The sequence below is a fragment of the Burkholderia pyrrocinia genome (assembly GCF_018417535.1).
Lineage (GTDB): Bacteria > Pseudomonadota > Gammaproteobacteria > Burkholderiales > Burkholderiaceae > Burkholderia > Burkholderia pyrrocinia_E.
Genome location: NZ_CP070979.1, coordinates 1,210,371 through 1,236,335 on the forward strand (window position 1 = coordinate 1,210,371; position 25,965 = coordinate 1,236,335).

Consider the following 25,965-nt stretch of genomic DNA (forward strand, 5'->3'; position numbering starts at 1 on the left):
AGCTGGCCGCTCAGCGCTCGACGACGGGGCCGGAGAAAGCGCCGAGCAGGGCGACGAGCTGCCGTTGTTCTTCCTCCGACAACGCGATTTTCTTCAGTTCGCTATGCCCGATCGCAGCAGCCGGCGCGTCCGCGTAATGCCGCATCACTGCTTCAAGGGACGCGAATTGTCCCGCATGCATATACGGCGGTCGCAGTGCGACGTTGCGCAGGCTCGGCGTTTTGAACGCGGCAAGCATCTGCGGGTCGTCGGTCGAGATGAACTGCAGCTCCTCGCACTGCTCGGGTTTTGCGTCGCTGAACGGTCCCATGCAATTGAATTCGTCGCGCAGAACCTTGTCGACCGCCGCCGCGCGGCCGGTATCGGAGGCCACTCCGCCGCGCGGCGGTACGCCGATGTTGTGGAACTGACGATCGCTCAGCATCGGCCCGGTGTGGCACGTCACGCATTGACCCTTGCCCATGAATACGCGCAGCCCTGCCTTTTCGACAGCAGTGAGCACCGCGAGCTTGCCCGGGTCGCCGGTCAGGACACCATCGACGTAAGTATCGAAGTTCGACGGCCCGTACTGCAGTGTCGCTTCGTACGCCGCGATCGCCTTGCCGAGATTCGCGAACACGCCCGACACGTCGGTGCGCGTGCGTTCGTCGAGTGCTCGCCACACCGCCTTTTCGATGTCGGTGCCGAGCGGACCCGCGTCGCGCGGCAACGCGCTCAGGTTGGGCAATGGTCCGAATAACGACTCGTATTCGCCGCGATAGTGCTCGGCAAGCACATGTGCGGTGCGTAGCCGGGTGCCGGCGTGTTCGTTGTGATCCTCGATCGGCCCGATCGCTTGCGACCATAAACTGTCCTTGCGGCCGTCCCAGAACAGCCATGGAGAACCGGCCACGCCGACAACGGGCATCGTGCGGCGCACGCCGGTGCCCAGGCCGATCGCGAGTGGTCGCCCGTCCTCGAACTGGCGGTCGACGGCGTGGCAGCTGGCGCAAGCGATTGCACCGTTGCGGCTGAACCGCGGATCGGTGAACAGCCGTTTGCCGAGCCGCGCCGCGTTCGCGGACGTCGCGACCCGATTCGAAGGATCGGCCTTTGCGGGGGTGTTCGACGGCTGGCGCATCGATTTGAGCAGCGCCAGCTCGTCGGTGCTCCAGCGATCCGGCGTATCGGCAGTTTCGGTCGCCGCGTCGGACGGGTGGGCGGGCCATGCACTCCAGACAAGCGTTGCGGCGACAACTGCGGCGGTCGCAAGCCCGCAACGCGTGCGGGACGGCCGGCGCACGCGCCGGCCCGAGTCACGCGATCGCATCGATCGTGCGCGGTGCCGGCAGCAGCGCGCGTGTGTTGCCGGACATCAACCACTTGCGTTGCACCGGTGCGACCGCCGCCAGCGGACCAGTGGGGGCCAGAAACTGTTCCATCACCTTGCGATGGCCCCCCGAATTGCGAAAGACCGGCCAGTCGGTGCCGAACAGGATCTTGTGATTGATGTTCATGCGGAACAGCTCCGCGAGGGCGGTCGACCAACCCTGAGGATGCTGGGAACCGAGAAACGCGCTGATGTCGAGATACACATTCGGTCGATACGCGCACTGTCGCACGCACGCATCGACGTGATGTACGGCGCCGTGCGCGAGGATGAAGTTCACATCGGGAAAATCGAACGCGGCGCGGTCGAGCAGATCGGGGTGCGAGTACGCGAATTCGAGCGTCGGACTGGTCGGACCCACGTGCAGCAGAACCGGAAGTCGGTGCGCGCGACAGATTTCATACAGAGGGTAGAGAATCTTGTCGCTTGGGCTGTAGCCGCAGGGCGGATAGAGTTTCAATCCGGAGAAGCCGTATTCGACCACGCCTTTCTCGAACAATGCGACACCGTCCGCACCCCAACGCGGATCGATTCCGCCGAACACGTGGAAGCGCTCACCGTGGCGCTGCAGAATCGCATGATGCTCGGCGTACATCTCGGCGATCGTGAGGTCGCTCTTCATCACGTACGTGAAGTCGGGCAGTAGCAGGACGGCCTGTTCGATACCGGCCGACGCCATGTCGACTGCCAGTGCGTCGCCGAAGTGGTCCTGGCTCTTCGCGAGGTAGGTATCAAGGAGTTCCGAGCGGGATTTCCGAACCCCGTTTGCGACGAGCCGCACATGAACGTTGGCGCATAGACCCTCGAGGAACGCGCTCGGAATAAAGCGCGTCGATGCGATGTGGCAGTGCGAGTCGATGATCGGGCCGCTGTAGATTGGATCACTCATACCGATGCTTTGGCTGCGACAGTACGGTCGGCCTCGCGGCCGAGGAGCATGCCGAGTGCACGTTCCTTGAGGTCTCCGACGCGCTGCATCATGAAGTGACCCGCATGAACCTTCCCGTTTGCGCGTGCGTAATCCGGCAAGGTGCCCCAGGTCTGGAAGCCGTAATGCTCCCAGACCCGATGCGCGGGCGTGCCGTCGCGCACATCGAGCGTCACCAGTTCGACATTGTCCAGATCGCATTGCAGCGCGATTTCAACGAATGCGGCGGGCAGCACACCACCGCCTCGATAGGCATCGTGGATCATGCCTTTCGCGAGATCTGTGATGTGGCGATTATTCGGGTTCAGGTTGCGGCGCAACGTGCACAGGCCGATCAGTTGTGCCGTGCTGGCGAAGATCGTCAGTAGACGCACCTTCTCCGCGGCGAGATTCGAGCGCAGTTCATCGAGGTAGCGGATCGCTTCCGCATCCGTGATGGTTTCAGCGAAACCGATGATCGGTGCGCCCTCGCTCGTGCGTCGCATCAGCTCGATGACCTGCGCACCCAGCGCATCGTCGACGGTGTTCGCCCAACGATAGGTGACATGCGTGACGTCGGCCTTCGGCAACACGATCGGGTACTGTGCGCCGTCGGCAAGCTGGGTACGGATGGAGTCTTTCATTGGTGCTCCTGGATCACATGGTTTCGAGGGCCACGGCGCTTTCGGCGCGTGGCGGCATCGCGGTGTTGCAAAGTTCGTCGAGCACTGCCTGGAGGCCATGATCGATAAGCCATTGATCGTCGTAAATCGTGTCCAGATACTTGGTTCCGCCGTCCGGGAGCACCAACACGATGTTGGCCGGGCCTTGCAAGGTCGCGATGTAGCGGTGCGCGGCCTGCGCGATCGCGCCGGAAGAACCTCCGAGCAACAACCCTTCGTCGAGCGCGAGACGGCGGCAACCGACGAATGCATCGCGATCTTCGATGCGCATCGTGTCGTCGACGAGATGAATCAGGATGTTGCCGGGCTGGAAGCTGAGACCTGCGCCATTCTGCAGATGCGGTCGGTACGTGCCGCCGAACACGACCGAGCCGTCGGGTTCGACGCCGATTACGCGGGTCGACGGATCACGCTCCTTCACATAGCGCGCGATTCCGCTCAGATGGCTGCCGGTGCTGGCGGACACGATCACGGCGTCGAGCCGGTCGGCCAGCTGGGAAACGATCTCCGGTCCGGTGGAGTAGTAATGGGCATCGATGGCGGCCGGATTGTTGTACTGATCGAGGTTGACGCAGTTCGGCACGCTCGCGGCGATCGCTTTCGCGACTGCAATTCGCTTCTTCTGAAAACTGCCGGTCTCGTCCGGTTGTTCGACCATCTCCACCTCTCCACCGAATGCCCGAACGAGGTTCGAGTTCGTCTTCGGTGTCTTCGGGTCGAGCACGCAAATGAAGCGATATCCCCGTGTTGCGCAAAGCATGGCGAGCGCATGCCCCATGTTGCCCGACGTCGATTCGACGATCGACCAGCCTGGTTTGAGGCCATGATCGCGCTCCGCCTGGCGCAAAAGCTGGAGAGCGCTCCGGTCCTTGACACTGTTGCCGGGGTTGTAGCACTCGAGCTTCCCGTACACGCGGATTCGCCGGTGCTCATTCGACAGGCTCTTCAGATAAAGCAGCGGCGTATCGCCGATCAGTTCGACAAGACTGTTTGCGTACATTCGAAATCTCCGACCAGCTGGTTGACGGTGGCTTGTGCGTCGTTCGCGAGTTGCACGACGCGATCGGACGCGTGTGATCCGAACTGCTGTCACAGCGCGACTTTAGTGACCGAGGCCCCGGGTCTGTAACTGTCCGAACGGGCATCGAACCGGGCAGCCGTCACAGTTCGCCCGACTCCATGTCGCCATACCCGGCATCCGCCAGGAATCGCAGTCTCGGATGCGGAAGCGCCTCGGGCGCAAGAATCGGGTCGTCAACGAAAGCGCCGACGAGTCGCGCCAGAAGCGCCGCGTTCTGGTGAACCATGTGATGACTGCCGCCTTGCATTTCGATCTGGACCGGACGAAGCAGCGCGGAGGTAATTGCCCGCGCGCGCGTCGCGCAGGTCATTTCGTCGTATTCCCCGGTCACGAGCATGGCCGGGATTCCCGCGATCGAGTCGTCGCGCTCGGCCTCGATTCGATGGGCGCGGAAGTTCAGCAACTGCTGGCTGTAATCGATCATGTTCGTTGCAGACATGAACGGCGCATGCAGCCAGTGGCGCGTCGACGAATCGGACAGCGCGAACATCGATGCATGTCCGTCTCCGTGCGCATCGCTTCGCTCTCGCTTCTCCAGGAGCGCCATCATCGATTTCGCCATACTGTCCGCGGCCTTCGGCATGCGGGCGACGAGCGAACACATCGTGTTGAGATTGTTTTCGTAGGCGCTGTCCGCACCATCATAGTCCTGCGCGCCGGCAAACGACGGTGCGATCAGGCTCAACGACGCGATACGGCCGGGCAGCGCTCGCGCCAACGCAAGCGCATATCGTGCCCCTCCGCACCAGCTCGCGACGTGAATCGTGTCGATCCGCTCGACGTCGAGCAACTCGGCCACGCTACGTGCATAGCGGCCAGGGGCATCGGGACCGGAATAGTAGGCACGTGTCAGTCCTGCTTCGTCACGCATGTCGTCCGCGTTGTCCATCAAGTAGACGGAAAAATGCGGCGCCAGTCCAGTGGCGAAATCATGCCAGACGTCGTGCGGGATACCGAAGGCGTTGATGAGCAGCAAGGCCCGCGAACCCCTTCCGCAATTCAGGTATACATGCCCGTTTCCGGTCGTGATGCGCCGCGCGGACGGCAGGTCGACGAACCGGGGCGCGACGCGTCGCTCATGCGCTGCGGCGTGAACGGCGACGCGCGAGGCGATTCGATCGCCCCAGTCGAAGTTGTCGCAGTACAGCCGGTGCACGCGGACGTCGGTCGGGAACTCGCGCGCGTCGTCGAGGCATCCGAGCGTATGCGCGGCGTGCCGCAGGTTCGTATCGAGCAGGTCGAGAACGGCGTCCGGACCGTCTTGAGCGGAGCGGGTTCGTGTCGGAACCTGCGCCAATCCGGCGACGCTTGCGGAGAGCTCGTGCCACGTGATGCGCAGGTCACCGTACACAACGTGAAGGCCGGCCGTCGCGTCGGCCGCAAGCCAGGCCAGCACGGCGTCGGCCGTCAACAGGCGAACCGCGCCGGCCGATTCGCCGGGCAATGCCAGCGGTTCTTGCCGAAAGTATGTATCGACGCGCCGGCGTACCTCGAACAAGGTATCGGCGACCGCATCGGTGAGCGTATCGAGCGGTGGCAACGAGAGTGCGCTCGCGTTGTCGATGATATCCGTGCCGTCCGCGAGCGCGTCGCCGAGCACGACGATGCATGCGTCGGTCATGGACGCCGCGTCGACGCCGAGCGCGGCCGGGATCGTCCGTGGCAAGGACGCGAATTCGCACGTACGCCGGAGCTCGGGATCGTCGATGACGATAGCGATCCGCTGCGTGTCAGCGGCGCTCAGCGCATCCCGAAGTCTCGCAACGCGCGCGTTTGTCTTCGGTTCCGCCTCGGTGCGGGCGCCTGATGCCGCGTCGCCGGCGCCGAACGCGACGCGCATTGCGCCGAGATCGCCGGCAAGCAGCCAATGAATGCTGCCGTAGCCGCCGGCGGGAGATGCCGTGCGCGCGTCGAGCGGGTGACCGTTCAACGGAAATCGATCGTTCATCGCCATCCCGTTACGCTTTCACGGACAACAGCATTTCAACAAGATCAACCGCGTCGCCAATGGTATCGAGATTCGCGACCTGTTCCGTGTGCGATGCAAAGCTGACGCCAAGGCGATCCTCCGTCAGCGCCATCAGGGACAGCAGCGAAATCGAATCGAGCATCAGATCCGACGTCAGCGACGTTTCCCGAGTCAGCATGTCCGGCGCGATATCAAGCGCGGCAATCTGTGGAATCAGTTCGGTAAGCGTAGCGAATACATTCGCGTGGTCGTCCATCGGATTCTCCAAGTGCCGTAGGGGTTCCGCTTTATAGCGTCAAGCAGCCGCACTGCCTACCTGCACTGACGTACAGGATTGGCGTACAGGTGAAACACTCGCCCGAACGGACAGGTTTCAGTCTTGAAAGCCGCCATTACATTGCCGGTTACCTTACCGACAGGGAACGACCATGACCCTCGCAAACGAAGCCGTGCTGATGGACAAAGCGACCTTCTCGCGCACGCTGCGCGAAACGCTGGACGAACAACTGACCCTCGATCATCCGATCTTCGCGGAGTTGTTTACGCCGCAGAAAAACTGGCGGTTGCTGAAGATCATCACGCTCGAGGGATACCAGATCACCCGGTACTTTCTCGAATACATCGAGAATCTGTACTTCCGTTGCCCGTTTCCCGACCACAAGCGCCGACTGCTGTACAACCTGTTCGAGGAGGAGACGGGACGTTTCTCGAAGACGAAGAACCATGTCGAGCTCATGGAGGACTTCATTCGGGCGCAACGAATCAGTGACGAGGAGCGCGATGCGTGGTCACCGTCTGCTGCGACCCGTGAGTTGATCGAGTATCGGCTCGAGAACTGCAAGGGCGAGGGCACCTACCATATCGGCGCCGCCGCGGTGATGATCGCCAGCGAAGGGCAGAGTCTGGAAACCCGCGCGGGCGACGCGCGCCACGCCATTCTGGCGAAGTGCTACGGACTGACCGAGGAAGACACCCGCTTTTTCTCGGTTCACCAGAAGGAAGACGTAGCGCACGTCGCCGAGGGCATCTCGCTCGTGACCGATCTGTGCACGACCGTGGAGATGCAGCAGGAAGCGCTGTTCGCGGTGCGCCATACGTGCAAGCTGTTCTGGAACATGTATGAAAGCGCAGCACAAAAGTACTACGCGTCCGCGGAGGGCGTCGCGCACGCGTGACGGGAAAACGCCGATGATGACCTTCGATGATCTCGTCGCCCGTTTGCGCGACAGCAGTCATACCTTGACCTTTGTCGACGACAAGGGAGCCGAAACCGTCCGGACTTTTCACGAACTGTTCGAGGACGTGCTCGCTACGGTGGAGCGCGGCAAGGCGATCGGCCTCGTGCCGGGGGCACGCGTCGGCATCGCGGCACCGAACGGCTACCCGTGGATCGTGTGGGACCTTGCGTGCATGGAGCTCGGCTGCGTATCGGTCGCTTTTCCGAACGATCGCCTGCCCGACACGTGCGACGCGTTGATCGAGCGCTACCGATTGAGCGTACTTGCGGTGGATACACGGTGGCTCGATTCCGCCGAGTCGATCGCCGGCCGGGTCATCGATATCGACCCGGCCGACGCGCGCGGGTCGGACACGCGTATCGAGCCGGTGCTCGTCGAGCACGGGCCGGATACTCATTCGCTCGTGTTCAGCTCCGGCACGACAGGCAAGAACAAGGGTCTCGTGATGAGCCGGCGTGGTACCGCGCACCTGCTCGATCTGTATCGCGACGCGTTCGGCGTCGCGCCGAGCGAGCGCTTCCTGACGTTTCTGCCGTTCGCGAATTATCAGCAGCGGATGACGTATTACTTCTGCCTGTACCACGGTGTCGATCTCGTTTCCGTGCCGTTCCACGGACTCTTTCCGGGTCTGAAACGGCATCGCCCGACGTTCGTGATCGCGCCGCCCGTCCTGTATGAGACGCTGCATACCCTGACGCGAGCGGCCGCCGGTCCTGCCGGCGACCCCTCGACGCTCGCGGAGCGTCTGATCGCGCTTACGGGCGGCAACATCCGCTACATGATCACGGGGATGGCGCCGATCAAGCGTGCCGCACTCGATTTCTTTTGGGACTGCGGGATCGAGTTGTACGAGGCATTCGGGATCACCGAGGCAGGTATGGTTGCCTGGAACAAGCCCGGACACGTGCGAGTGGGCACGGTCGGTCGACCGGCGGAGCCCGGAAGCGTGTCGTTGTCGGAAGACGGGGAAGTGATCGTTACGCGAAACGCACTGCTTTCGCTGGGCTACTTCGACGCGTCGGAAGAAGACATCCGCGCGACGTTCATCGCACCGAACGCGGTGGCGACGGGCGACATCGCCGAGTTCGACAGCGATGGCTTCCTGCGCGTTGTCGGTCGCAAGAAAGACGCAATCATCACGAGCAACGGCGAGAAGTTTCATCCCGAGCCCATCGAGGCGCTGTTGTATCGCGATCCACGTGTCGAGGTGGCGGTCGTGATGGCCGGCTCGCACGCAGGGTTGAGCGTCGTCGTCGCCACGCGCCGGCCGGACGATTCCGAAGTAACAGACGCGTTGCGCGAGCTCGTCCGGGCGATCAATGGCACGCTTCCTGCGCAGCGGCAATTGACGAAGGTCATTTTCACCGACCGCGAATTCGACGTCGAAGGCGGACTACGCACCCGTAACCTCAAGCTCAATCGCCGCGCGATCGCGGACGCGTTCCTGCGCGACGCATGAGATCACGCGCTTGCGCGAGCTTCCGCGTCTGCGCGGCGGCTCGCGCAGACCTCATCCAGGACACACCATGACGACGCATCCCAACTCGAATCCGAACGTGTTTAAGATGGATGTCGAACCGACGTCCATCATCGAGACGCTCGCGCATCACACCGAGCGGGACCCTGATCGCGTCGCGCTGACGATCTTGCGCGACGGCGAAGCGATCGAAAGCGAAAGCACTTTCGGCGATCTGTATGCAGGCATGATGCGCGTCGCGCGTGGCCTCGCGCACTTGACCGAGCCGGGGGCTCGCGTGCTGTTGCTGCTGCCGACCGGCGCCGAGTTCGTCTGCACGTTCTACGGGTGCCTTGCATCGGGCCGCGTCGCCGTACCGGCCTATCATCCGCAGCAGGTACGCAAGGTCGCGCAATGGTTGAAGCTGCAGGCAATTGCCGACAATTGCGGCGCAACGCTGATCGTCGCGCCCGCGGCATCGATCGACACGCTCGCGACCTTGCGCGAATCGCAGCAGTTGTTTTCCGGCTGCAAGCTCGTCCCGTACGAAGCGCTCGTCGATGCAGGGATGCCGGACGAGTCGGGACTGCCGCATCTGCCTGATGCGAGCGATTTGGCGTTCCTTCAGTACACGTCCGGGTCGACGGGCACGCCGAAGGGCGTGATGATCACGCACGGCAACATCATCGACAACCAACGGGCGATCGCGACGTTGATGCAGCACGACCGCGATACACGAATGTTGTCGTGGCTGCCGTTGTATCACGACATGGGACTGTCGATGCCGCTGCAGCTGGCGTCGATCGGGCTGTCGGTCGTCCTGATGTCGCCCGTTGCGTTCGTCCAGCAGCCCGGCCGATGGTTGCGTGCGATCTCCGCGCACAGGGCAACGACGTCCGGCGGGCCCAATTTCGCGTATGCGCTCGCGGCAGCCGCACTGAACGCAAGCGATGCCGGAGATACGCTCGATCTGTCGAGCTGGCGCGTTGCGTTCTGCGGCGCCGAGCCGATTCATCGCCAGACGGTAACCGACTTTATCGACGCTGCATGCCCGCACGGTTTCGCGCCCGGGTCGTTTTACCCGTGCTACGGGATGGCCGAAGCGACCCTGATCGTATCGGGCGTCCGGTGCGGTGAAGGCGCCTACTATCTGGACGTCGACAACGTGAAGCTTGCCGCGGGTGTCGTCGAGCCTGTCCAGCCCGACCACGCGAATGTAAAGAGTCTCGTTTCGTGCGGCGCCACGGCGCCCGGCACCGAGATCCGGATCGCGGACGCCGACGGTCGCCCGGTTGCCGATCCGAACGGTGTCGGAGAGATCTGGGTCCGCGGCGGTGCGATCGGCGTCGGTTACTACGGCAATCCGGACGCCACGCAGTCGACGTTCGGTGCACATTTCGAGGCCGATCCGGACGCGCGTCCGTTCATGCGTACCGGCGATCTGGGCGCAATCGTCGATGGCCGCCTGTACGTGACCGGCCGCGTGAAGGACATGCTGATCGTCCGCGGGCGCAATCTGTATCCGCAGGATATCGAGGCGTGCGTGCAGGATGCGGTGCCGGCGTTGCGCCGCGGCTGCGGCGCCGCCGTGTCGGTGCACGTGGATGGAGAAGAGAAGCTCGTGATCATCCAGGAGGTCGGCCGCACCGCGCGCCGCACGATGGACCTGGACGCAACCCTGCGGGCGATGGTGGTGGCGGTCGGCGAGGACTTCGGCGTCACGCCGCACGCAATCGTGCTGGTCGAGCCGGCGACCATCGAAAAGACGTCGAGCGGCAAGATCGCGCGCGCGCTTTGTCGTCGTGCGTATCTTCAAGGGGAACTGCGCGCCGTCGCCAACTGGACCGATGGAGCTTATGCGAGCGGCGCCGGCGCGTCACCGGACTTTGCGGTCGCGCCGGTAGCCCCGCCGGCGCCCCCGGTCGTCGATTCGGGCGCAACGCTGATCGAGCGGGAGATCGCCGCCCGAATCGTACGGGTCGTCGCCGAACGACTGAAGATATCCGAAGCGCAGGTTTCCCGCACGGCCGCGTGGGTCGAGATGGGTTTCGATTCCATGAGCGCGCTGCAATTCTCGTTGAAGGTACAACACGCGATCGGGCTGACGTTTGACGCAGCCGTGCTGTGGGATTGCTCGAATGTCGAGCAACTCGCCGCGCATCTGGCCCGGATGCAGGGTGCCGAAGACGCGCTACGACCGAGCGATGCGTTCGCACCGGCTCCGGCGCGTGCTTCGGGCGATGAAGACGCGGAGGTCGCACGCACCCCCGAGCAGCTCGCGGCGCTCTCCGACGCGGACGCCGAAGCGCTGCTGCTGAAAGAGCTGCAGCGCTGAACCGTACGCCGGCAGTGCCGTCCCGCGAACGTCTGGAATCCTACACATGAATGAGTCTAATCAGGCGCCCTCGGCGTCCCTCACGCCCGTGAAGCAAGCGTTGCTGAAGATCGACGCGTTGCGACGCGAGCTGGCCGACGTGCGTGAAGCGATGAACGAGCCGATAGCGATCGTCGGCATGGGCTGCCGTCTTCCCGGCGGCGCGGATTCCGCCGACGCGCTCTGGTCGATGCTCGCGGAAGGCACCGACGCCGTCGGCCCCGTGCCGGCCGATCGCTGGACGGATGCCGTCTACGACCCTCGACCGGGCCGCCGCGACACGAGCTACAGCCGGCACGGCGGTTTCATCGACGACGTCGATCGTTTCGACGCGGCGTTCTTCGGCGTGTCGGACCGCGAAGCGTCGCACATCGATCCGCAGCAGCGTCTGCTGCTCGAATGCACGTGGCGAGCGCTCGAGGACGCCGGCTTTTCACGAGAGACGATCGCGCCGTACCGCACCGGTGTGTTTGTTGGCTCGTCGGTCGACGACTATGCACGGGTAAGCGAAGGCGTGCCCGACGACGCGCTCAGCTACGCGCAAACGTCGCTGGGCACCGCACGCCCCTTCGCGGCCGGCCGCATTTCCTACCTGTTCGGCTTTCACGGCCCGGCGTTGCATCTCGACACCGCCTGTTCGTCGTCGCTCGTCGCCGTACATCTGGCCTGCCACAGCCTGCGCACCCGCGAGTCCGACGTCGCATTCGCCGGCGGCGTGAACCTGATGCTGTCGCCGGAGATGACGATCGCGCTGAGCGAGCTTCAGGCACTGTCGCCAAGCGGGCGCTGCCGGACGTTCGACGCGGCCGCCGACGGCTACGTGCGCGGCGAGGGCTGCGGAGTCGTCGCGCTGATGCGCCTGTCCGACGCCCGCGAGCAGGGCAGATCGATCCGTGCGGTGATCCGCGGCTCCGCGGTCAATCACGACGGTCGCAGCAACGGGATGACCGCGCCGAACGGCCGAGCGCAACGGGACGTGATCCGCGAGGCGCTCGAGCGCGCCGGCGTGTCGCCGGCTGACGTCGATTACGTCGAGGCACACGGCACGGGTACGCCGCTAGGCGATCCGATCGAGCTTCGTGCGCTCGAGGACGTGTATTGCCGCGGGTCGAGTCGCACCCAGGATTTGTACGTGGGCAGCATCAAGACGAATATCGGCCACCTCGAGTCGGCGGCTGCGGTCGCCGGTTTGATGAAGGTCATTTGCGCGCTGCAGAAAGGGGAACTGCCGCGACACCTGCATTTCGACACGCCAACCGCACACGTCGACTGGCAGACCAATGGCATTCGCGTCGCGTCCGAACATGCGGCATGGCCGTCGTCACGACCGGGTCGACGGGTCGCGGCGATCAGTTCGTTCGGCATGAGCGGCACGAACGCGCACCTGATCGTCGAAGCGTGGCAGGGCGAACACACGTCGCATTCAGACGCGAGCGCCGCTCTCCCCGGGCACGCGCGCTTCGACATCTGGCCGTTGTCGGCACACACGGCGCCGATGCTGAAGCAGGCGATTGGAGCGTGCGCGGCGCATTTGCATGCCGACGCATCGCTTGCACCGGATGCCGTCGCGAGCGCGCTGCGCATCAAGCGCGACAGCCATCGGCACCGTGTCGCGATCGTCGCGGACTCTCGCGATGCGCTGCTCGACGCACTTTCGGCAGCGGAGCGGGCAATTTCCATGCGGCACGTGCCGCCCGGGGGCGTCCGGGACCGGCTCGCGTTCCTGTTCACCGGGCAGGGCGCGCAGCGTGCGGGCATGGCGCGTCAACTGTATCGGGACTTCGGGCCGTTTCGCGACGTATTCGACGCATGCGACGTCCACGTCGAAGCGCAGGGAGAGCTGTCGCTCGTAGACGTGCTGTGGGGCGATCACCAGGACAGGATCCACGAGACGCGCCATACGCAGCCTGCGATGTTCGCGCTCGAGGTTGCCCTTGCGCGCTTGTGGATGCACTGGGGCGTCGTGCCTGACGTGGTGATGGGCCATAGCATCGGTGAGTACGCGGCTGCCTGTATCGCCGGCGTGTTTTCGATCGAGGACGGCTGTCGTCTCGTGACGGCGCGCGGTCGGTTGATGGATACGCTCACCGCGCCGGGCCGGGCCCTCGCGGTGTTCGCGAACGTGAGTCAGGTCGCCGACGCCGTGCGCGACTACCCGGGACGTGTCGCAATCGCCGCTGACAACGCGCCGGATAGCGTGCTCGTGTCCGGCGATCCGGACGCCATCGAATCGCTCGAGCGGCTGTTTGCAGCGAGCGGAATCGCGACGAAGGTGCTGGCAGCGTCGCGCGCATTCCATTCGCCGCTGATGGATTCGATGCTTGACGAATTCGGCGCAGTCGCGGCGACAGTGCAGTATCGGGCGCCTGCCATTCCGATCGTATCCAATGTAACCGGCCGTTTCGAAACCGAACGTTTGTGCGATCCGGCGTATTGGGTCGAGCACGTTCGCGCAACGGTTGCCTTCCGCGCGGGTGTCGACACGTTGCTCGATGACAAGGTGACGACGGTCGTCGAGATCGGACCAGGCAAGACGCTTTCAGGCCTCGTCGCCGCATGCGTCGGGGGGCGGGGCGGCCATGGCGATGTTGTCGCGTTGCCGTCGATCCACGGCGACGGGCGTGAGACCGAGCAGTTGTTGCGCGCATTGGCGCATGTCTATATGGGCGGCCGTCGCGTCGACTGGCACGCATACGAGCGTTCCCGAGCCGTGACGTCCCCGGCGAAACCCGATCGCCGCGGCGTGCTGCCGCCGTACCCGCTCGAAGCCCACCGTTATTGGGTTGGTTCCCGGGAGCCGGCGCAGCGGGCGAGACCGCTGGCGAGCGCGTCCGCAGCAGGCAAGCAGGCAAGTAACGGCGTGCTCGGTCGTCTCCTCCCGATACCTGCATCGGACGATCATCGTTACGAGAGCCAGGTGTCCGATCGACATCTGCCGTTCCTGAGCGGACATGTTCTGCATGGAGAACTCGTTTTTCCGGCGGCAGGATTCGTCGAGGCAATGCTCGATGCCGCATCGCGGCGGAATGCCGTCGCACCGGACTCCACGACCAATCGCTGGCAAGTCGCGAGCGCGGTGTCGTTTGACAACGCGCTCATGCTGGAACCGGGGAAAGTGGTCACGTTCGGCACGGTCGTGCACGGAACCGATGCCGCGCATACGAACGACGAAGGGGCCCGGATCGAGATTCACGCGTGTCACGACACGGTGGCTCCCGAACCTGAATGGACCTTGCAATGCGCGGGGCGGATCGGGTCGATGAGCGGCGTACCCGAGGCGCCGCCGCTTGACGACTGGCGCGCGCAATGCCGTGACGCCGTGTCCGTCGACAGGTTCTATGAGCGATTGCATGCCACCGGGCTCGAATATGGTGGTGCGTTTCGTTCGATTCGCGAGCTGTCGCGCGGCGGCGATGCCGCGCTGGCCCGAATCGAGATTGGAGCGGACTGCACCGACGATACCGAGCGCGTCGTACATCCGGCGCTGCTCGACAACGCGTTTCAGGCCGTTGCCGGCGCGCTGTGGGATGCGGAGCTGAACACCGCGTTCGTACCGATCGGCATCGAACGGATCGCTTGCATGCCAATGCGGGGCGTGCGGACCGGGTGGTGCGCCGTGCGCGCACGGGTGCAGCGTAGTCTTGCTACGGCCGATCTCTGGTTGTATGACGACGACGGTCGCTGCATCGCAATCATCTCCGAACTGCGGTTGCTTGCGGTCGACCCGCGCCGATTCCAGCGTGTCGCGGAGCCGGCTGCGGTGCACCGGCACGTATGGCGGCCGCTGGTACCCACGCACGAAGCGGCTGGCGCTCGCGCGGATTTCGTGCTGATCGGCAACGATTCGGTATCGGACGCGGTGCTTTCGCAAGCGTGCGAAGCGGCTGGAGGTGCCTGTGCAATTGTGAAAATGCAGGTCGGTGACATGTTCGACGGCGACGCTGGCGCACAGCGCATTCGTATTGCACTCGGCGACGCGCTCGCAGGCGTGGACGCACGACGAACCGTACTGCTCTACATGTGGCCGTCGTCCGATAGTGCAACCGCGGATGACGAACTGGCTCGAGTCGGCGCCGCTTATCGTCGCTTCGCCAGCATTTGGCGCGAAGTGCAGAATACCCATTGGCCGGCGGGCGCGCCCACCTTGTGCATCGTGACGCAGGCGGCACAGCGCATACCCGGTGTCGACCGCCGCGTGTCTCCTTTTCAGGCAGCCGCATGGGGCGTCGCGCGCAGCCTCATGCACGAAAGCGGTGAAATTCCGGTGTTTGCGGTCGATTTACCGGGGCCGGATTCCGCGTCTTGCGCGAGCGCGCTGGCTGCGCTGGCGGGAGCCACGGTGGCTGGCGAGACGCAGTTCGTGTCGCGGGGCGATGTCGTGTACGTCCCGCGGCTCGTCGAGCGCGATGTCGGCGCGGCGCAACCACTTGCGCGCGGCGCTTATCTGGTGACGGGCGGGCGAGGTGCGATCGGCACGCGGGTGATCGAGCGGCTGATCCGGAATGGCGTACCGAAGATCGTGTCCGCAAGCCGCCAGTTGCCTGTGGACAGCGAGCGCGCACGGCTTGCTTCCATCGCCGACTCGCACGGCTCGATCATCGAGTTTGTCGCTGCCGATGTCGCCGTGGCGGCTGACGTGGACGCACTCGTCCATGCGCTCGAAGCCGACGCCACGCATCCGCTCGTCGGTGTCCTGCATGCGGCGGGCACGCTCGACGACGGCTTGCTCGCGACCCAGCCGATGTCCGACGTGATGAGGGTACTTGCACCGAAAATCGCCGGAACGCTGAACCTGCATCGCGCGACCGCGCATCTATCGCTGCGACACTTCGTGTCGTTCTCGTCGATCGTGGCCTGTATCGGCTCGCCCGGGCAATGCGCCTACGCAGCGGCAAACGCATACGTGGACGCGCTGACGGCCTCGCGCAATGACGACGGCCTGCCCGGGCACACCATGAACTGGGGCCTGTGGGGAGGTAACGGGATGGTCGATCAGCTCGACGCGCACCAGTTGCGCCGTATCGCATCGTTCGGCCTCAACCCGATTGAGCCGGACGTCGCACTGAGCATGTTCGATGCGCTGGTCGCCGAACCGGACGGGCAGACGCAGATCTGGAGCGTGGACGTCGATACGCTGATCAAGCGCAGCCCGAGCCGGGCGATGGGGGCGTTGTTGTCGGAACTTGCGACACCGTCGAGTCCGACGAGCCGCCCGTCTCGTGCGGGCCCGCGATTGCGCGAGCGCCTGGACGGCTTGCCCGCCGACGAACGCATGCAACTGCTGCGCGAACACATGACCGACGCAGTCGCGACGACATTGCACGCGTCCAGCGTGCGGATCGCTCCCGATATCCCGTTGATCGAGCTTGGGCTCGATTCGCTGATGGCCGCGGAATTCCGCAATGCGTTGCGCACCGAACTGGGCGTCGATGTTCCGTTCGGGCGGTTGCTGGAAGGCGCGACCATCGACGACGTCGTGCGCACCATCGCGGCGATGCTCGATCGTGATGACCGGCAGGCGCCCGGTGCGACACGGCCGTCGCGCGCTGCGGACCGGATTGACGCGGTATCCCGCGAAGCGACGTTCGGCCTGGAAATGGAAGGAGGGGAGCTGTGAGCTCGATCGAATTCATCAATGAACTGGCCGAGCGGGGAATCGAGCTCTGGGCCCAGGATGGCAAGCTGCAGTACAAGGCGCCGAAGGGCGCCGTAACGCCGTCGCTCGTCGACGAGCTGAGGACCCATAAAGCGACGCTCGTCGCGCTGCTTGAACAGTTTGCCGGCACCGCAGGCACCTATCCGCTTTCATTCGCGCAAAAGTCGCTGTGGTCGCTGCATCAGCTCAATCCCGAAAGCGCGGCGTACAACGTCACGTACGCGACCCGCATCGACGACGATGTCGAGGTGGCCACACTGCGTCGCTGCGTCGACTATCTGATCGCCCGTCACCCGATCCTGCGCACCGCGTACCGTGTGGTCGATGGCGAGCCGCGACAGCAGGTCGGTTCGGACGCGCGCGCGCAGTTCACTGTCGATCGCGTATTTGCGGCGGATGAAGCCGCCATCCGTCGGTGGATCGACGACGAGTCGAACCGCCCGTTCGACCTGACGCAGTCGCCGATCCGGCTCAAGCTGCTCCTGAACGAACATGACGGTGCAAACGCGATTCGCGTCGTGCTGCTGTTGAACGTACACCATATTGCCGCCGATTTCTGGTCGCTGGAAATCCTGCTCAGCGAGCTTCGCACGCTGTACCGGCTCGCGCATGCGGGCGAGCCGCTGAAACTGCCGCGTCTATCGGTGCAGTACAAGGATTGCGTCGAGCACGAGCGCGCGCGGCTCGACGGGAGCGACGGCGAGCATCTCGCCGCGTTCTGGCGCCGGGAACTGGCGCAAGGATTTCCGGTGTTGAGCCTTGCAACCGACAGGTTGCGTCCACCGCGCAAAACGGAGCACGGTCGCGTATACGACTGGCCGCTCGGTGCGACACTGTCGCACCAGGTACGCGACACGGCCAAGCTGCTGCGCGTGACACCGTACATGTTGTTGCTCGCGGTCTACCAATTGCATCTTCACCTCCATACCGGACAGGAGCGGTTGATGATCGGCGCACCGACTTCCGGGCGCAACGTGCCGGGCAGTGAAAGCGTGGTCGGTCATTTCGTAAACACTGTCGTGCTTGCATGCGAGGTACGACCCGACGATTCGTTCGACGACCTGCTGCGACGCACGCGCGAGATGATGCTGCGTGTGCTCGATCATCAAGACTACCCGTTCCCGATGCTTGTCGATGCGCTGCGCCCGGCGCGCGATCCAAGCCGGTCGCCGATCTACCAGGTGATGTACAACTGGAACCAGGCACGCGGCGATTTCGCCGCGCAACACTCCGCCGACGTGCCGTTCTATCGTGAGCGACTTGCCGCGTCGAGCACGGGTACGCGCGGCGCGACACACGACCTGACACTCAACGTTCAGGATCTCGGCGACGAATATTCGACCGCGTGGACGTTCAATACGGATCTGTTCGACGACACGACAATCGATCGGTTCGCGAACCAGTACAAACACCTCGTCGAGCAGGTGGTGGCTGATGCGACCCGACGCCTGACCCAATACAGACTCGCGGTTGCGCCGGACGACGATGCTCAAGGCCGTATCACCGCTGCACGCGCGTTCGCGCGCCAAGTGACGTACGCCGATTTCGATACGCTGCGGGATACATCGCGCGGTGCATGGGAATTCGACGGTCGGACGATCTCCTACGATGACGTGTACCGCGCGGTACGCGCCGTGCGTGCGCAATTCGACACGCTCGCGATCGGTGTCGGCCAGTGCGTGGCACTTCGCTTGAAAAGCGTCGCCGAACATGCAGTCGTGCTGCTTGCGATCCGTGCCGTCGGCGCGCGCTACATCGTATCGGGCGACACCCCGGACGGGAATGCTGACGCGGTGTGCCGGGGTCGTGGTGACGAGTGGTCCGGCTGGAACATCGGCGCTATCGACGTGGTGCGTGTACATCACGCCAATGCGCCAGACGATCGCATGGCCGCGGACGAGGCGGCGGCGGTCGAACCGCTGCTCGATTACGTCGGCCAATTGCTGCATCTGGACGCCGACACGACTGCGCTGGTTCTGCATGGTACTCAGGACGTGCTCGCGGCGGCGGCGCTCGCTCGAGTTGTGCTTGCGGGGGGGAGGGCCCGATTGTCCGAGCGGGCGTCGATCGGTGCGCTCGCCTCCGACGACCCCGTGTACGCGAAAATCGCATGTGCCGAGCTCGACCATTTGCTCGAAGACGGTCCCGCGCTGATCGTGCCGTCTCTCCTGTTACGGCACGCCGACGCCGCTGGCGTCGTGCGGGCGCACGCGCTTGTCGCTTACGGTGAGCATCCGCATGCGTTGACGGCACTCGTTAACAGGGATCGCGCACCCGCTGCGGCATGCTTTGTGCCGCTGCGCTGCGCGGAAATCTTTCCGGCGATGTGCGCGTTCGTGGCGGGGCGAAATGGCTGGCGGCTTTTGGCGCCGTCGTATCCGGGACGCGTAGCGCTCGTGCTCGGATCGTCTCGAAGCTTCGCCGACGATCGACAAGCCGGGGAACTGCATTTCTTCGATGGCACGCCGGCCCGCACGTCAGACGAGGTGGTTCCGCTCGAGACAGCCTGCCGGGACAGGACGTTCATATCGACCGGCGTTGCAGTCGTGCGCCGTGACGGCGATGTGCTGTGTGTGGACCCTTCGTTGCGCGTCGCGCGTCACCGGCCCGTACCGATCGAGATCGGCACGGTCGAGCAGGCCATCTCGGCCGTTCCCGGCGTTGCCGCCGCGGTATGCGTGTGCGTCATCCGGGACACGCAGGAAATGCTGGTCGCCTACATCGTCGCGGACGGCAGCGACTTGGACGCGTGTGTCCTCGAGAATGCAGTTCGTTCGGCATTGAAGCAGGTTTTACCTGACTCAATGCACCCGGACGCGATGATGGTGCTCGATCGCCTGCCGCTCGACGCATGCGGCGCACTCGACGCGGACCGGCTCCCGCTGCCACGCGCAAGCGAGACGGCCGTACGTATTGCGTCGACCGACATCGAACGCAAGCTCGCCGCTATCTGGGCCGATGTTCTCGGCCAACCGTCCGTCGGCGTCGACCACGATTTTTTCGAACTCGGCGGTGATTCGATTCTCGCCGCCGTCATCGTATCCCGGGCGGCGCTCGACGGGATGTATCTGAAACCGCAGGACATCTTCCAGCATACGACCGTGGCAAGCCTGTCGACGGTGGTGCGCGAGACACCAGGCCTCGATGTCGATCAGGGGGCGGTGCACGGCGAGGCAGCACTCGGTCCCGCGGCACAGTGGTTCGTCGAGCGAGTCGAAGTCGATCGTTCGCACTTTAACCAGGCGTTGCTCGTTCCGCTCGGCGAGACGCCCGATGCAAACATCATGGCCGAGGCGATTCGTGTCGTCGCGCGCCATCACGACGTGCTCCGTTCGCGCTTCGTTGTGCGCGACGACGGAATGCATCACGTATTTGCCGGTGACAACGGGTCGGACGAGGCTGATTTCTCGGTCGTCCGATGCGTTGATCCGGACGGCCGGCATTGCGAACGCATTTGGCGCGACGCGATTGACGCAGCACAGAGCAGCCTCGACATCGAAAGCGGCCGGCTGATGGCAATCAGGTGGCTCGAGAGCACCAGCGTGTCGGGCAGCCGGCTACTGATCGTCGTCCATCACATGGCGATCGACGGCGTATCGTGGAGCATCCTGCTGCAGGATCTGGCGGATTGCTATCTGCGGTTGCGTGCCCGTACGGCGGCGGCGTTGCCACTGAAGACGAGTTCCGTGAAGGCATGGGTCGACCAGTGGATCGCGCTTGCGCAGAGCGACGCGCTTGATGGAGATCGTCACTACTGGCGGAGGGTGAACGCACAGGTGCGCGATGTGTTGAGCGGGCCGAAGCGGGTGGCGCTGATGCGCCACGGGCTTGCGACGATCGTTCAGCATGCCTATCAGGAGTCGTCGCTCAGTTGCGCGATTACGCTCGACGCCGATCTGACTCACGCGTTCCGCACCACTGCACCGCGCGCCTATGGAACCGACGCGAATGACCTGCTCATTGCAGCACTCCACGCGGGTTTTCGTGCGTGGAGCGGTTGCGATGCGTTGCTGCTGGACGTCGAGGGGCACGGTCGGGACGCGCTCGGCGATTCGATCGACCTGAGCCGCAGTGTCGGCTGGTTCACGTCGATCTACCCGGTGCTGGTCGACGCGCCGGCTACCGCGTCGGATCCGTCGGCGCTCATCAAGTCGGTCAAGGCTCGACTGCGCGAGGTACCCCGGAAGGGAGCGAGCTATGGCGTACTGCGCTATCTCGACCCGACGCCCCAGGCCGGCGACGATTCGCTCGTTTCGTTTCCGCAGGCGCCGATCCTGTTCACCTACCTCGGTCAACTGGAGCAATTGTCGGGGCCGTCGTCGCTTTATGGCGGGCCGCCCGAACCCGCGCCGGGCATTCGCAGCCCGCGCCAGCGGCGCACGCACCTGCTGGACATCGTCGCGTACGTCTCGCGCGGCAGATTGACCGTGGAGTCCAGCTTCTTCGGAGTGCCGGGCGTTGACGAAAGCATCGGCTGCCTCATGTGTCGCGTCGAAGAAGCGCTGACGATGCTCGTTCGCCATTGCAGCGCCGACGGGGTTGGCGGATTGACACCCGACGACGTTCCGCAACTCGATGTCGACCAGCACGCTCTGGACGCACTGTTGGATGAAATCGACGCACTCGAGCGCTGAACGAGGCGACGCGCCGTACGGCGCGCTCGTCGAGCATGACCGCACCAGGAATCCAGGATGACCCGAAACGTCGACACCATTTACTATCTGACGCCTCTTCAGCGAGGCATGCTCCACCATTCGCGACTCGATCCGGCATCGGGCATATACGTCGAGCAATTTTCCTGCGTGTTGCATGGTTCGCTCGACATCGAGCGGTTCCGGGGTGCCTGGGAAACAGTCGTGCACCGCCATGACACGCTCAAGACGTTGTTCATCCGCCTGCATGAGGAGAAGCCGCTGCAGGCTGTCCGGCATACGGTCGGATTGCCGTTCGAGGTGATCGACTGGCGCGGCCATGCGGCTGATGAACAAGCGCGTCGTTTCGATCTTCTGCTGGCAGGCGATCGCACGCGCGGCTTCGACTTTGGCGTGGCGCCGCTGATGCGCGTCACGCTGATGATGCTCGGCAACGAGCGATATCGATTCCTCTGGACCTATCATCACGCGATCCTCGACGGTTGGTCGATGCCATTGCTTCTCGGCGAGGTGTTTCAGCGCTATGCGCGTCCGGACGTACCGCTGCCTCCGGTTACAAAGGATTTTCGCGACTATGTCGCATGGTTGCGTACGCACGGCGGCGCTCGGTCGCTCGATTATTGGCGCGACATGCTGCGCGGCTATCGCACGCCGGCAGGATTCGCGCCGTCGGTCGTCCCTTCGGCGGCAACACGTCCCACGGTCGACATAGAGGCACGTCGCACGCTCGCGGTATCGACCGGCACGATGCCGACGGAATGGATGGAGGCAGCCGCCCGCGCGTGCCGCCGCGATCGGGTGACGCTCAATACGCTATGCCAGGGTGCGTGGGCGGCGCTCCTCGCGCGCTATGCCGGCTGCAACGACGTCGTGAGCGGAATCGTCGTATCGGGGCGTACGGCAGATGTGGACGGCATCGAGCGGATGGCCGGCTTGTTTATCAACACGCTGCCGTGGCGTGCAAGACTCGACGGCGAGCTCGATACGGCGACATGGTTGCGAGGCTTGCAGGCGGACACGCAAACGCTGGAGCAGCATGCGCAGAGCGCCCTCGCGGATGTGCTGAATTGCAGCGAGGTGTCACGCCAGAAAGCGCTCTTCGATACGCTTTACGTGTTCGAAAACTACCCGGGAAGGGACGCGTTCGATCGGCTCGCGGCGAGTTGCGGGCTGCGGATCGACGATCCGCGTGCAGTCGAGGAAACGAGTTATGCGCTGGCGCTTATCGTATTGCCGACGGATACGCTGACGTTTCAATTGACGTATGACACTGCGCGATTCGACGCCGCGTTCATCGAACGCGTCGCCGGGCAATACCGTCGGCTGCTCCAGGTCCTGATCGACGCTACACCTCGTAAAGTTCGCGATCTCGTACTCGACGTGCCGTCGTCGATTATTGCAGGGCCAACCCGGGAGAAGCCCGCGCAATCGGCGATCAGCGACGCGACGTTGTACGCACATATCGCCCGACACGCAGCTCGAATGCCAAATCGAATCGCGTTCTCGTGGCTGGATGACCGTCAGTCGCCGGGCGATGCGCGCGGTGTCACGTACGGCGTGCTCGCAGATCGCGTGCAACGCGCTGCGTATCAATGGCGGAATTTCGGCTATCGGCCGGGTGAACGCGTACTGGTCGCGTGTGACGATCCTGTCTCCGGGCTCGTGCTGCTGCTGTCAGGACTGATGTACGGCGTTGATTGCGTGATCGCCGACCCTGATCTGCCATCGTCCGCGTTTGATGCCGTTGCCGATCTCAGCTGGTGTCCGGAGCCGCTGCGAAGCTGCGTGACCACCGGCCAGCATACGCCGTTGACGGGTGTCGTCTGCTACGTGTTCGACGAGCGGGACCCGATGTATGGTCAGATCGACGGCACGATGGAAGACCATGCAGATCCAGCGCAGGGGGCCTGTTCGTTGCTGCGGCGCGACGCCGCCGGTGACTGGCGGGTCCTGCGTTACACGCATGCTCAACTCGTCGAGGCGGCGCGCGTGTTCTCGGCGACGTTTCCCGCGGGTGCGTCGCAGGATGTCGCCTTTGGCGAAGGGCCGTTGTCGCACACGGCGTTGTGGACGGTACTAGGGGCACTGAGTGCAGGGTTGTCGCTACGCCAGATTGCGAGCGCCGGTGATCCGGCGTTTCTGCAGCGGGCCGCTTGCGCGGATACGCACTGGCACAGCGTCGTCTTGAGTCCGGCGGCGACGCGCCACATCGCGATCGCATCCACCGACCTGCCGGGAGACGGGATCCGTGCAGACTGGGTGATAGCCGATGCACGCTCGTTAACGCGACAGGGTGCGGCCAGGCTCGCCGATCTCGCGCCGCGCGCGCAGCGCATCCGGCGTCTGTGCTGGCCGGCGTGGTCGATTCCGCATGCTGTCTTGTCGGCCGATGTGTCCGACGGATTCGAAACGGGTGCGGTATCGGCCGGCAGCACGGTATTCGTGGCGGACACGCATCTGAACCCGGCGGGCGTGGACGCACTCGGCAAGCTTGTCGTAACAGGGCATTCCGTGCCGGACCTGATGCTGCGCAACGGCAAGGCGGACAGGGACAACCTGGTCGTCACGCGAAACGGTGCGTGTCTGCATACAACGCTGGACGCGTGGCACACGGTACGTGGCTGCCATATGCAACTGCCCGACACAGGCGTTTTCGCGGAACTGATGACGGTAGGCTGGCTCGATCTGGAAGTCGACATTGCTCGCATCGCGGGCATCGACGAGGTCGCGCTCGTGGAGCGGATCTCCGATGGCGGCGACTGGGAGCATGTACTTTTCCACTGCAGCGCTGCTGTCGGCGGCGCGGATATCGCGCGCCGACTGGCCGGCCGGCGCGGCGTGCCGGCACTGTCCCCCGGCGCGATCCTCTCCCTTGCGGTTTTGCCGCTCTCCCCGAACGGCACCATCGACCGCGTCAGGCTACTTGCCGGTGACGTCGAGATCCGCAGGGACGACTGTCATGTGGCGCCTCGGGACGTGGTCGAAACCGCGATTCACGAGATCTGGCGCATCTTGCTGAAGCAGCAGCGGATCGGCGTTCACGACAATTACTTCGATCTCGGCGGGGACTCGCTTCAGGCAACCGTGATGCTGTATCAGATCAACGAGCGGCTGCAGCACCAGATCGATATGGACACGCTGCTCGCCGCGCCGACCATTGCCGGCTTGGCCGCCAGCATCGCGAATGGCAGTCTGCATCGCGATAGGCCGCCCGTCGATTTGCGTGAGGAAGCGCGGCTTGATCCGGCGATCGAGACACGGCAGCCGTATTTCCGGCGACCGTATCGCACCGTGCTGCTCACCGGTGCCACGGGATTCCTTGGCGTGCACCTGCTCCACACGCTGCTCGCGACGACCGACGCTCGCGTGATGTGCGTTGTCCGTGCCGACGACCCGGTCGCCGGCGTACGGCGCATTGAGGCCGCGATGCAGTCGCATGGCTTGTGGGAAGCGCGGCACGTGCATCGGATCGTGGCCGTGCCAGGTGATCTTGGTGAACCGAACCTGGGTTTGTCGATGGCAGCATTCGAGGCGCTCGCAACTGAAATCGATGCGATCTACCACAATGGGGCGCTGGTCAACTTCGTCTATCCCTACGCGACGCTGAAGCAGGTCAACGTGCTGGCAACTCAGGACATCATCAGACTTGCGAGCCTCCATCGGGTGACGCCGATTCACTACGTGTCGACTGTCGGTACGCTCGATCGCTATTCGGATGCATTGCCGGAAGCGCTTGCAGTGCCGTTCCACGAGCAACTGACGAGCGGCTATGAACAGAGCAAATGGGTCGCCGAGCAACTGCTCGCCCAGGCGCACGCACGCGGCATTCCCGTCACCGTGTATCGTCCGGCGCGGATCGTGGGACATTCGGAGAGCGGACGAATGAACCTGGACGATCTGTTTTGCCGGTTGATCAAGGGAATCATATTGTTCGGAAGGGCACCTCGAGACGTCGGGTTCGACAACATCCTTCCTGTCGACGTCGTCAGCCGAATCATCGTGAGCGCGTCGCTCGAGCCGACTGCTGCGGGGCAGGGGGTGCACGTGATCAATCCGCGCTGGAACTCGCTGGATGCCCTCGTCGATTTTATCGAGGACGAAGGCTTCGAGATCGAGCGGATGGGCTATGACGCGTGGCTGGCCGCACTGGCGGAGCATGTACGACACGACCCGTCACACCCACTGTCGATGTTGATTCCGGTGCTGAGGAAACTCAACCCTGCCGCGGATCCGACGGTCGGGCGCATTCTGCCGATCGACGTAACGCAACTGAGGCGGCTCGCGGGCGGCGTGCTGGCCTCGAGTTTGCGGCCGACGAACGACTGGTTGCGCACATTCTTCGACTACTTTTACGAAGCAGGCTTTCTCGAACGGGCACACGCGAAGCTGGCCTCGGCGTGAGGAATGCGGGAATGTCGGCAGCTCGCGCCGGGGGGTGTTTGCAGTCGGTTTTGACCTGCGCCGACGGCGAGCCGGGCGATCTTCGTCGCCCGGACGGCTCGTCGCCGGCAACATACCAGGATGCATCCACGGCCGCCTGGATGTCGCGTCGATCGTCCGGCTCGTCCTGGATATCCGAT

Annotated in this window: 12 protein-coding genes; 6 read left to right on the forward strand and 6 right to left on the reverse strand. The window is 64.2% G+C overall.

The window, feature by feature from the left end; genetic code table 11:
- Positions 1 to 10: 10 nt before the first annotated feature.
- The 6 genes from JYG32_RS38390 to JYG32_RS38415 form a co-directional block, all read right to left on the reverse strand.
- Entirely contained in the window at positions 11 to 1,309 is a 1,299-nt protein-coding gene (locus JYG32_RS38390; protein WP_213267856.1) for a cytochrome-c peroxidase, read from the reverse strand.
- On the reverse strand, positions 1,296 to 2,258 hold the full coding sequence (locus tag JYG32_RS38395) for an amidohydrolase family protein (protein ID WP_213267857.1): 963 nt from the start codon (positions 2,256 to 2,258) through the stop codon (positions 1,296 to 1,298). Before JYG32_RS38395 ends, JYG32_RS38390 begins: the two co-directional genes overlap by 14 nt.
- Entirely contained in the window at positions 2,255 to 2,920 is a 666-nt protein-coding gene (locus JYG32_RS38400; RefSeq protein ID WP_213267858.1) for a GNAT family N-acetyltransferase, read from the reverse strand. The genes JYG32_RS38395 and JYG32_RS38400 overlap by 4 nt, the downstream gene beginning before the upstream one ends.
- A 13-nt stretch (positions 2,921 to 2,933) precedes the next feature.
- Positions 2,934 to 3,959, reverse strand: a complete 1,026-nt coding sequence (locus tag JYG32_RS38405) for a PLP-dependent cysteine synthase family protein (RefSeq protein ID WP_213267859.1) — start codon at positions 3,957 to 3,959, stop codon at positions 2,934 to 2,936.
- A 160-nt stretch (positions 3,960 to 4,119) separates the two neighbouring features.
- A complete protein-coding gene (locus tag JYG32_RS38410; protein ID WP_213267860.1) occupies positions 4,120 to 5,988 on the reverse strand; it encodes an alpha/beta hydrolase in 1,869 nt (622 codons plus the stop codon).
- Positions 5,989 to 5,998: 10 nt separating this feature from the next.
- Entirely contained in the window at positions 5,999 to 6,265 is a 267-nt protein-coding gene (locus JYG32_RS38415; protein ID WP_213267861.1) for an acyl carrier protein, read from the reverse strand.
- Positions 6,266 to 6,437: 172 nt separating this feature from the next.
- Between JYG32_RS38415 and JYG32_RS38420 the strand changes: the two genes are divergently transcribed.
- From JYG32_RS38420 to JYG32_RS38445, 6 genes are all read left to right on the forward strand, one after another.
- Complete coding sequence (locus JYG32_RS38420) at positions 6,438 to 7,184, forward strand: TenA family transcriptional regulator (protein WP_174381073.1); 747 nt, start codon at positions 6,438 to 6,440, stop codon at positions 7,182 to 7,184.
- A 13-nt stretch (positions 7,185 to 7,197) separates the two neighbouring features.
- Positions 7,198 to 8,706, forward strand: coding sequence for an AMP-binding protein (locus JYG32_RS38425; RefSeq protein ID WP_213267862.1), 1,509 nt, complete (start codon positions 7,198 to 7,200; stop codon positions 8,704 to 8,706).
- 67 nt (positions 8,707 to 8,773) lie between these two features.
- Positions 8,774 to 11,038, forward strand: a complete 2,265-nt coding sequence (locus JYG32_RS38430) for an AMP-binding protein (RefSeq protein ID WP_213267863.1) — start codon at positions 8,774 to 8,776, stop codon at positions 11,036 to 11,038.
- A gap of 178 nt (positions 11,039 to 11,216) precedes the next feature.
- Positions 11,217 to 16,694, forward strand: coding sequence for a type I polyketide synthase (locus tag JYG32_RS38435; protein WP_433960884.1), 5,478 nt, complete (start codon positions 11,217 to 11,219; stop codon positions 16,692 to 16,694).
- Positions 16,691 to 21,367, forward strand: coding sequence for a condensation domain-containing protein (locus JYG32_RS38440; protein WP_213267865.1), 4,677 nt, complete (start codon positions 16,691 to 16,693; stop codon positions 21,365 to 21,367). The genes JYG32_RS38435 and JYG32_RS38440 overlap by 4 nt, the downstream gene beginning before the upstream one ends.
- 57 nt (positions 21,368 to 21,424) lie before the next feature.
- Complete coding sequence (locus JYG32_RS38445; protein ID WP_213267866.1) at positions 21,425 to 25,786, forward strand: thioester reductase domain-containing protein; 4,362 nt, start codon at positions 21,425 to 21,427, stop codon at positions 25,784 to 25,786.
- The last annotated feature ends 179 nt before the right edge of the window (positions 25,787 to 25,965 follow it).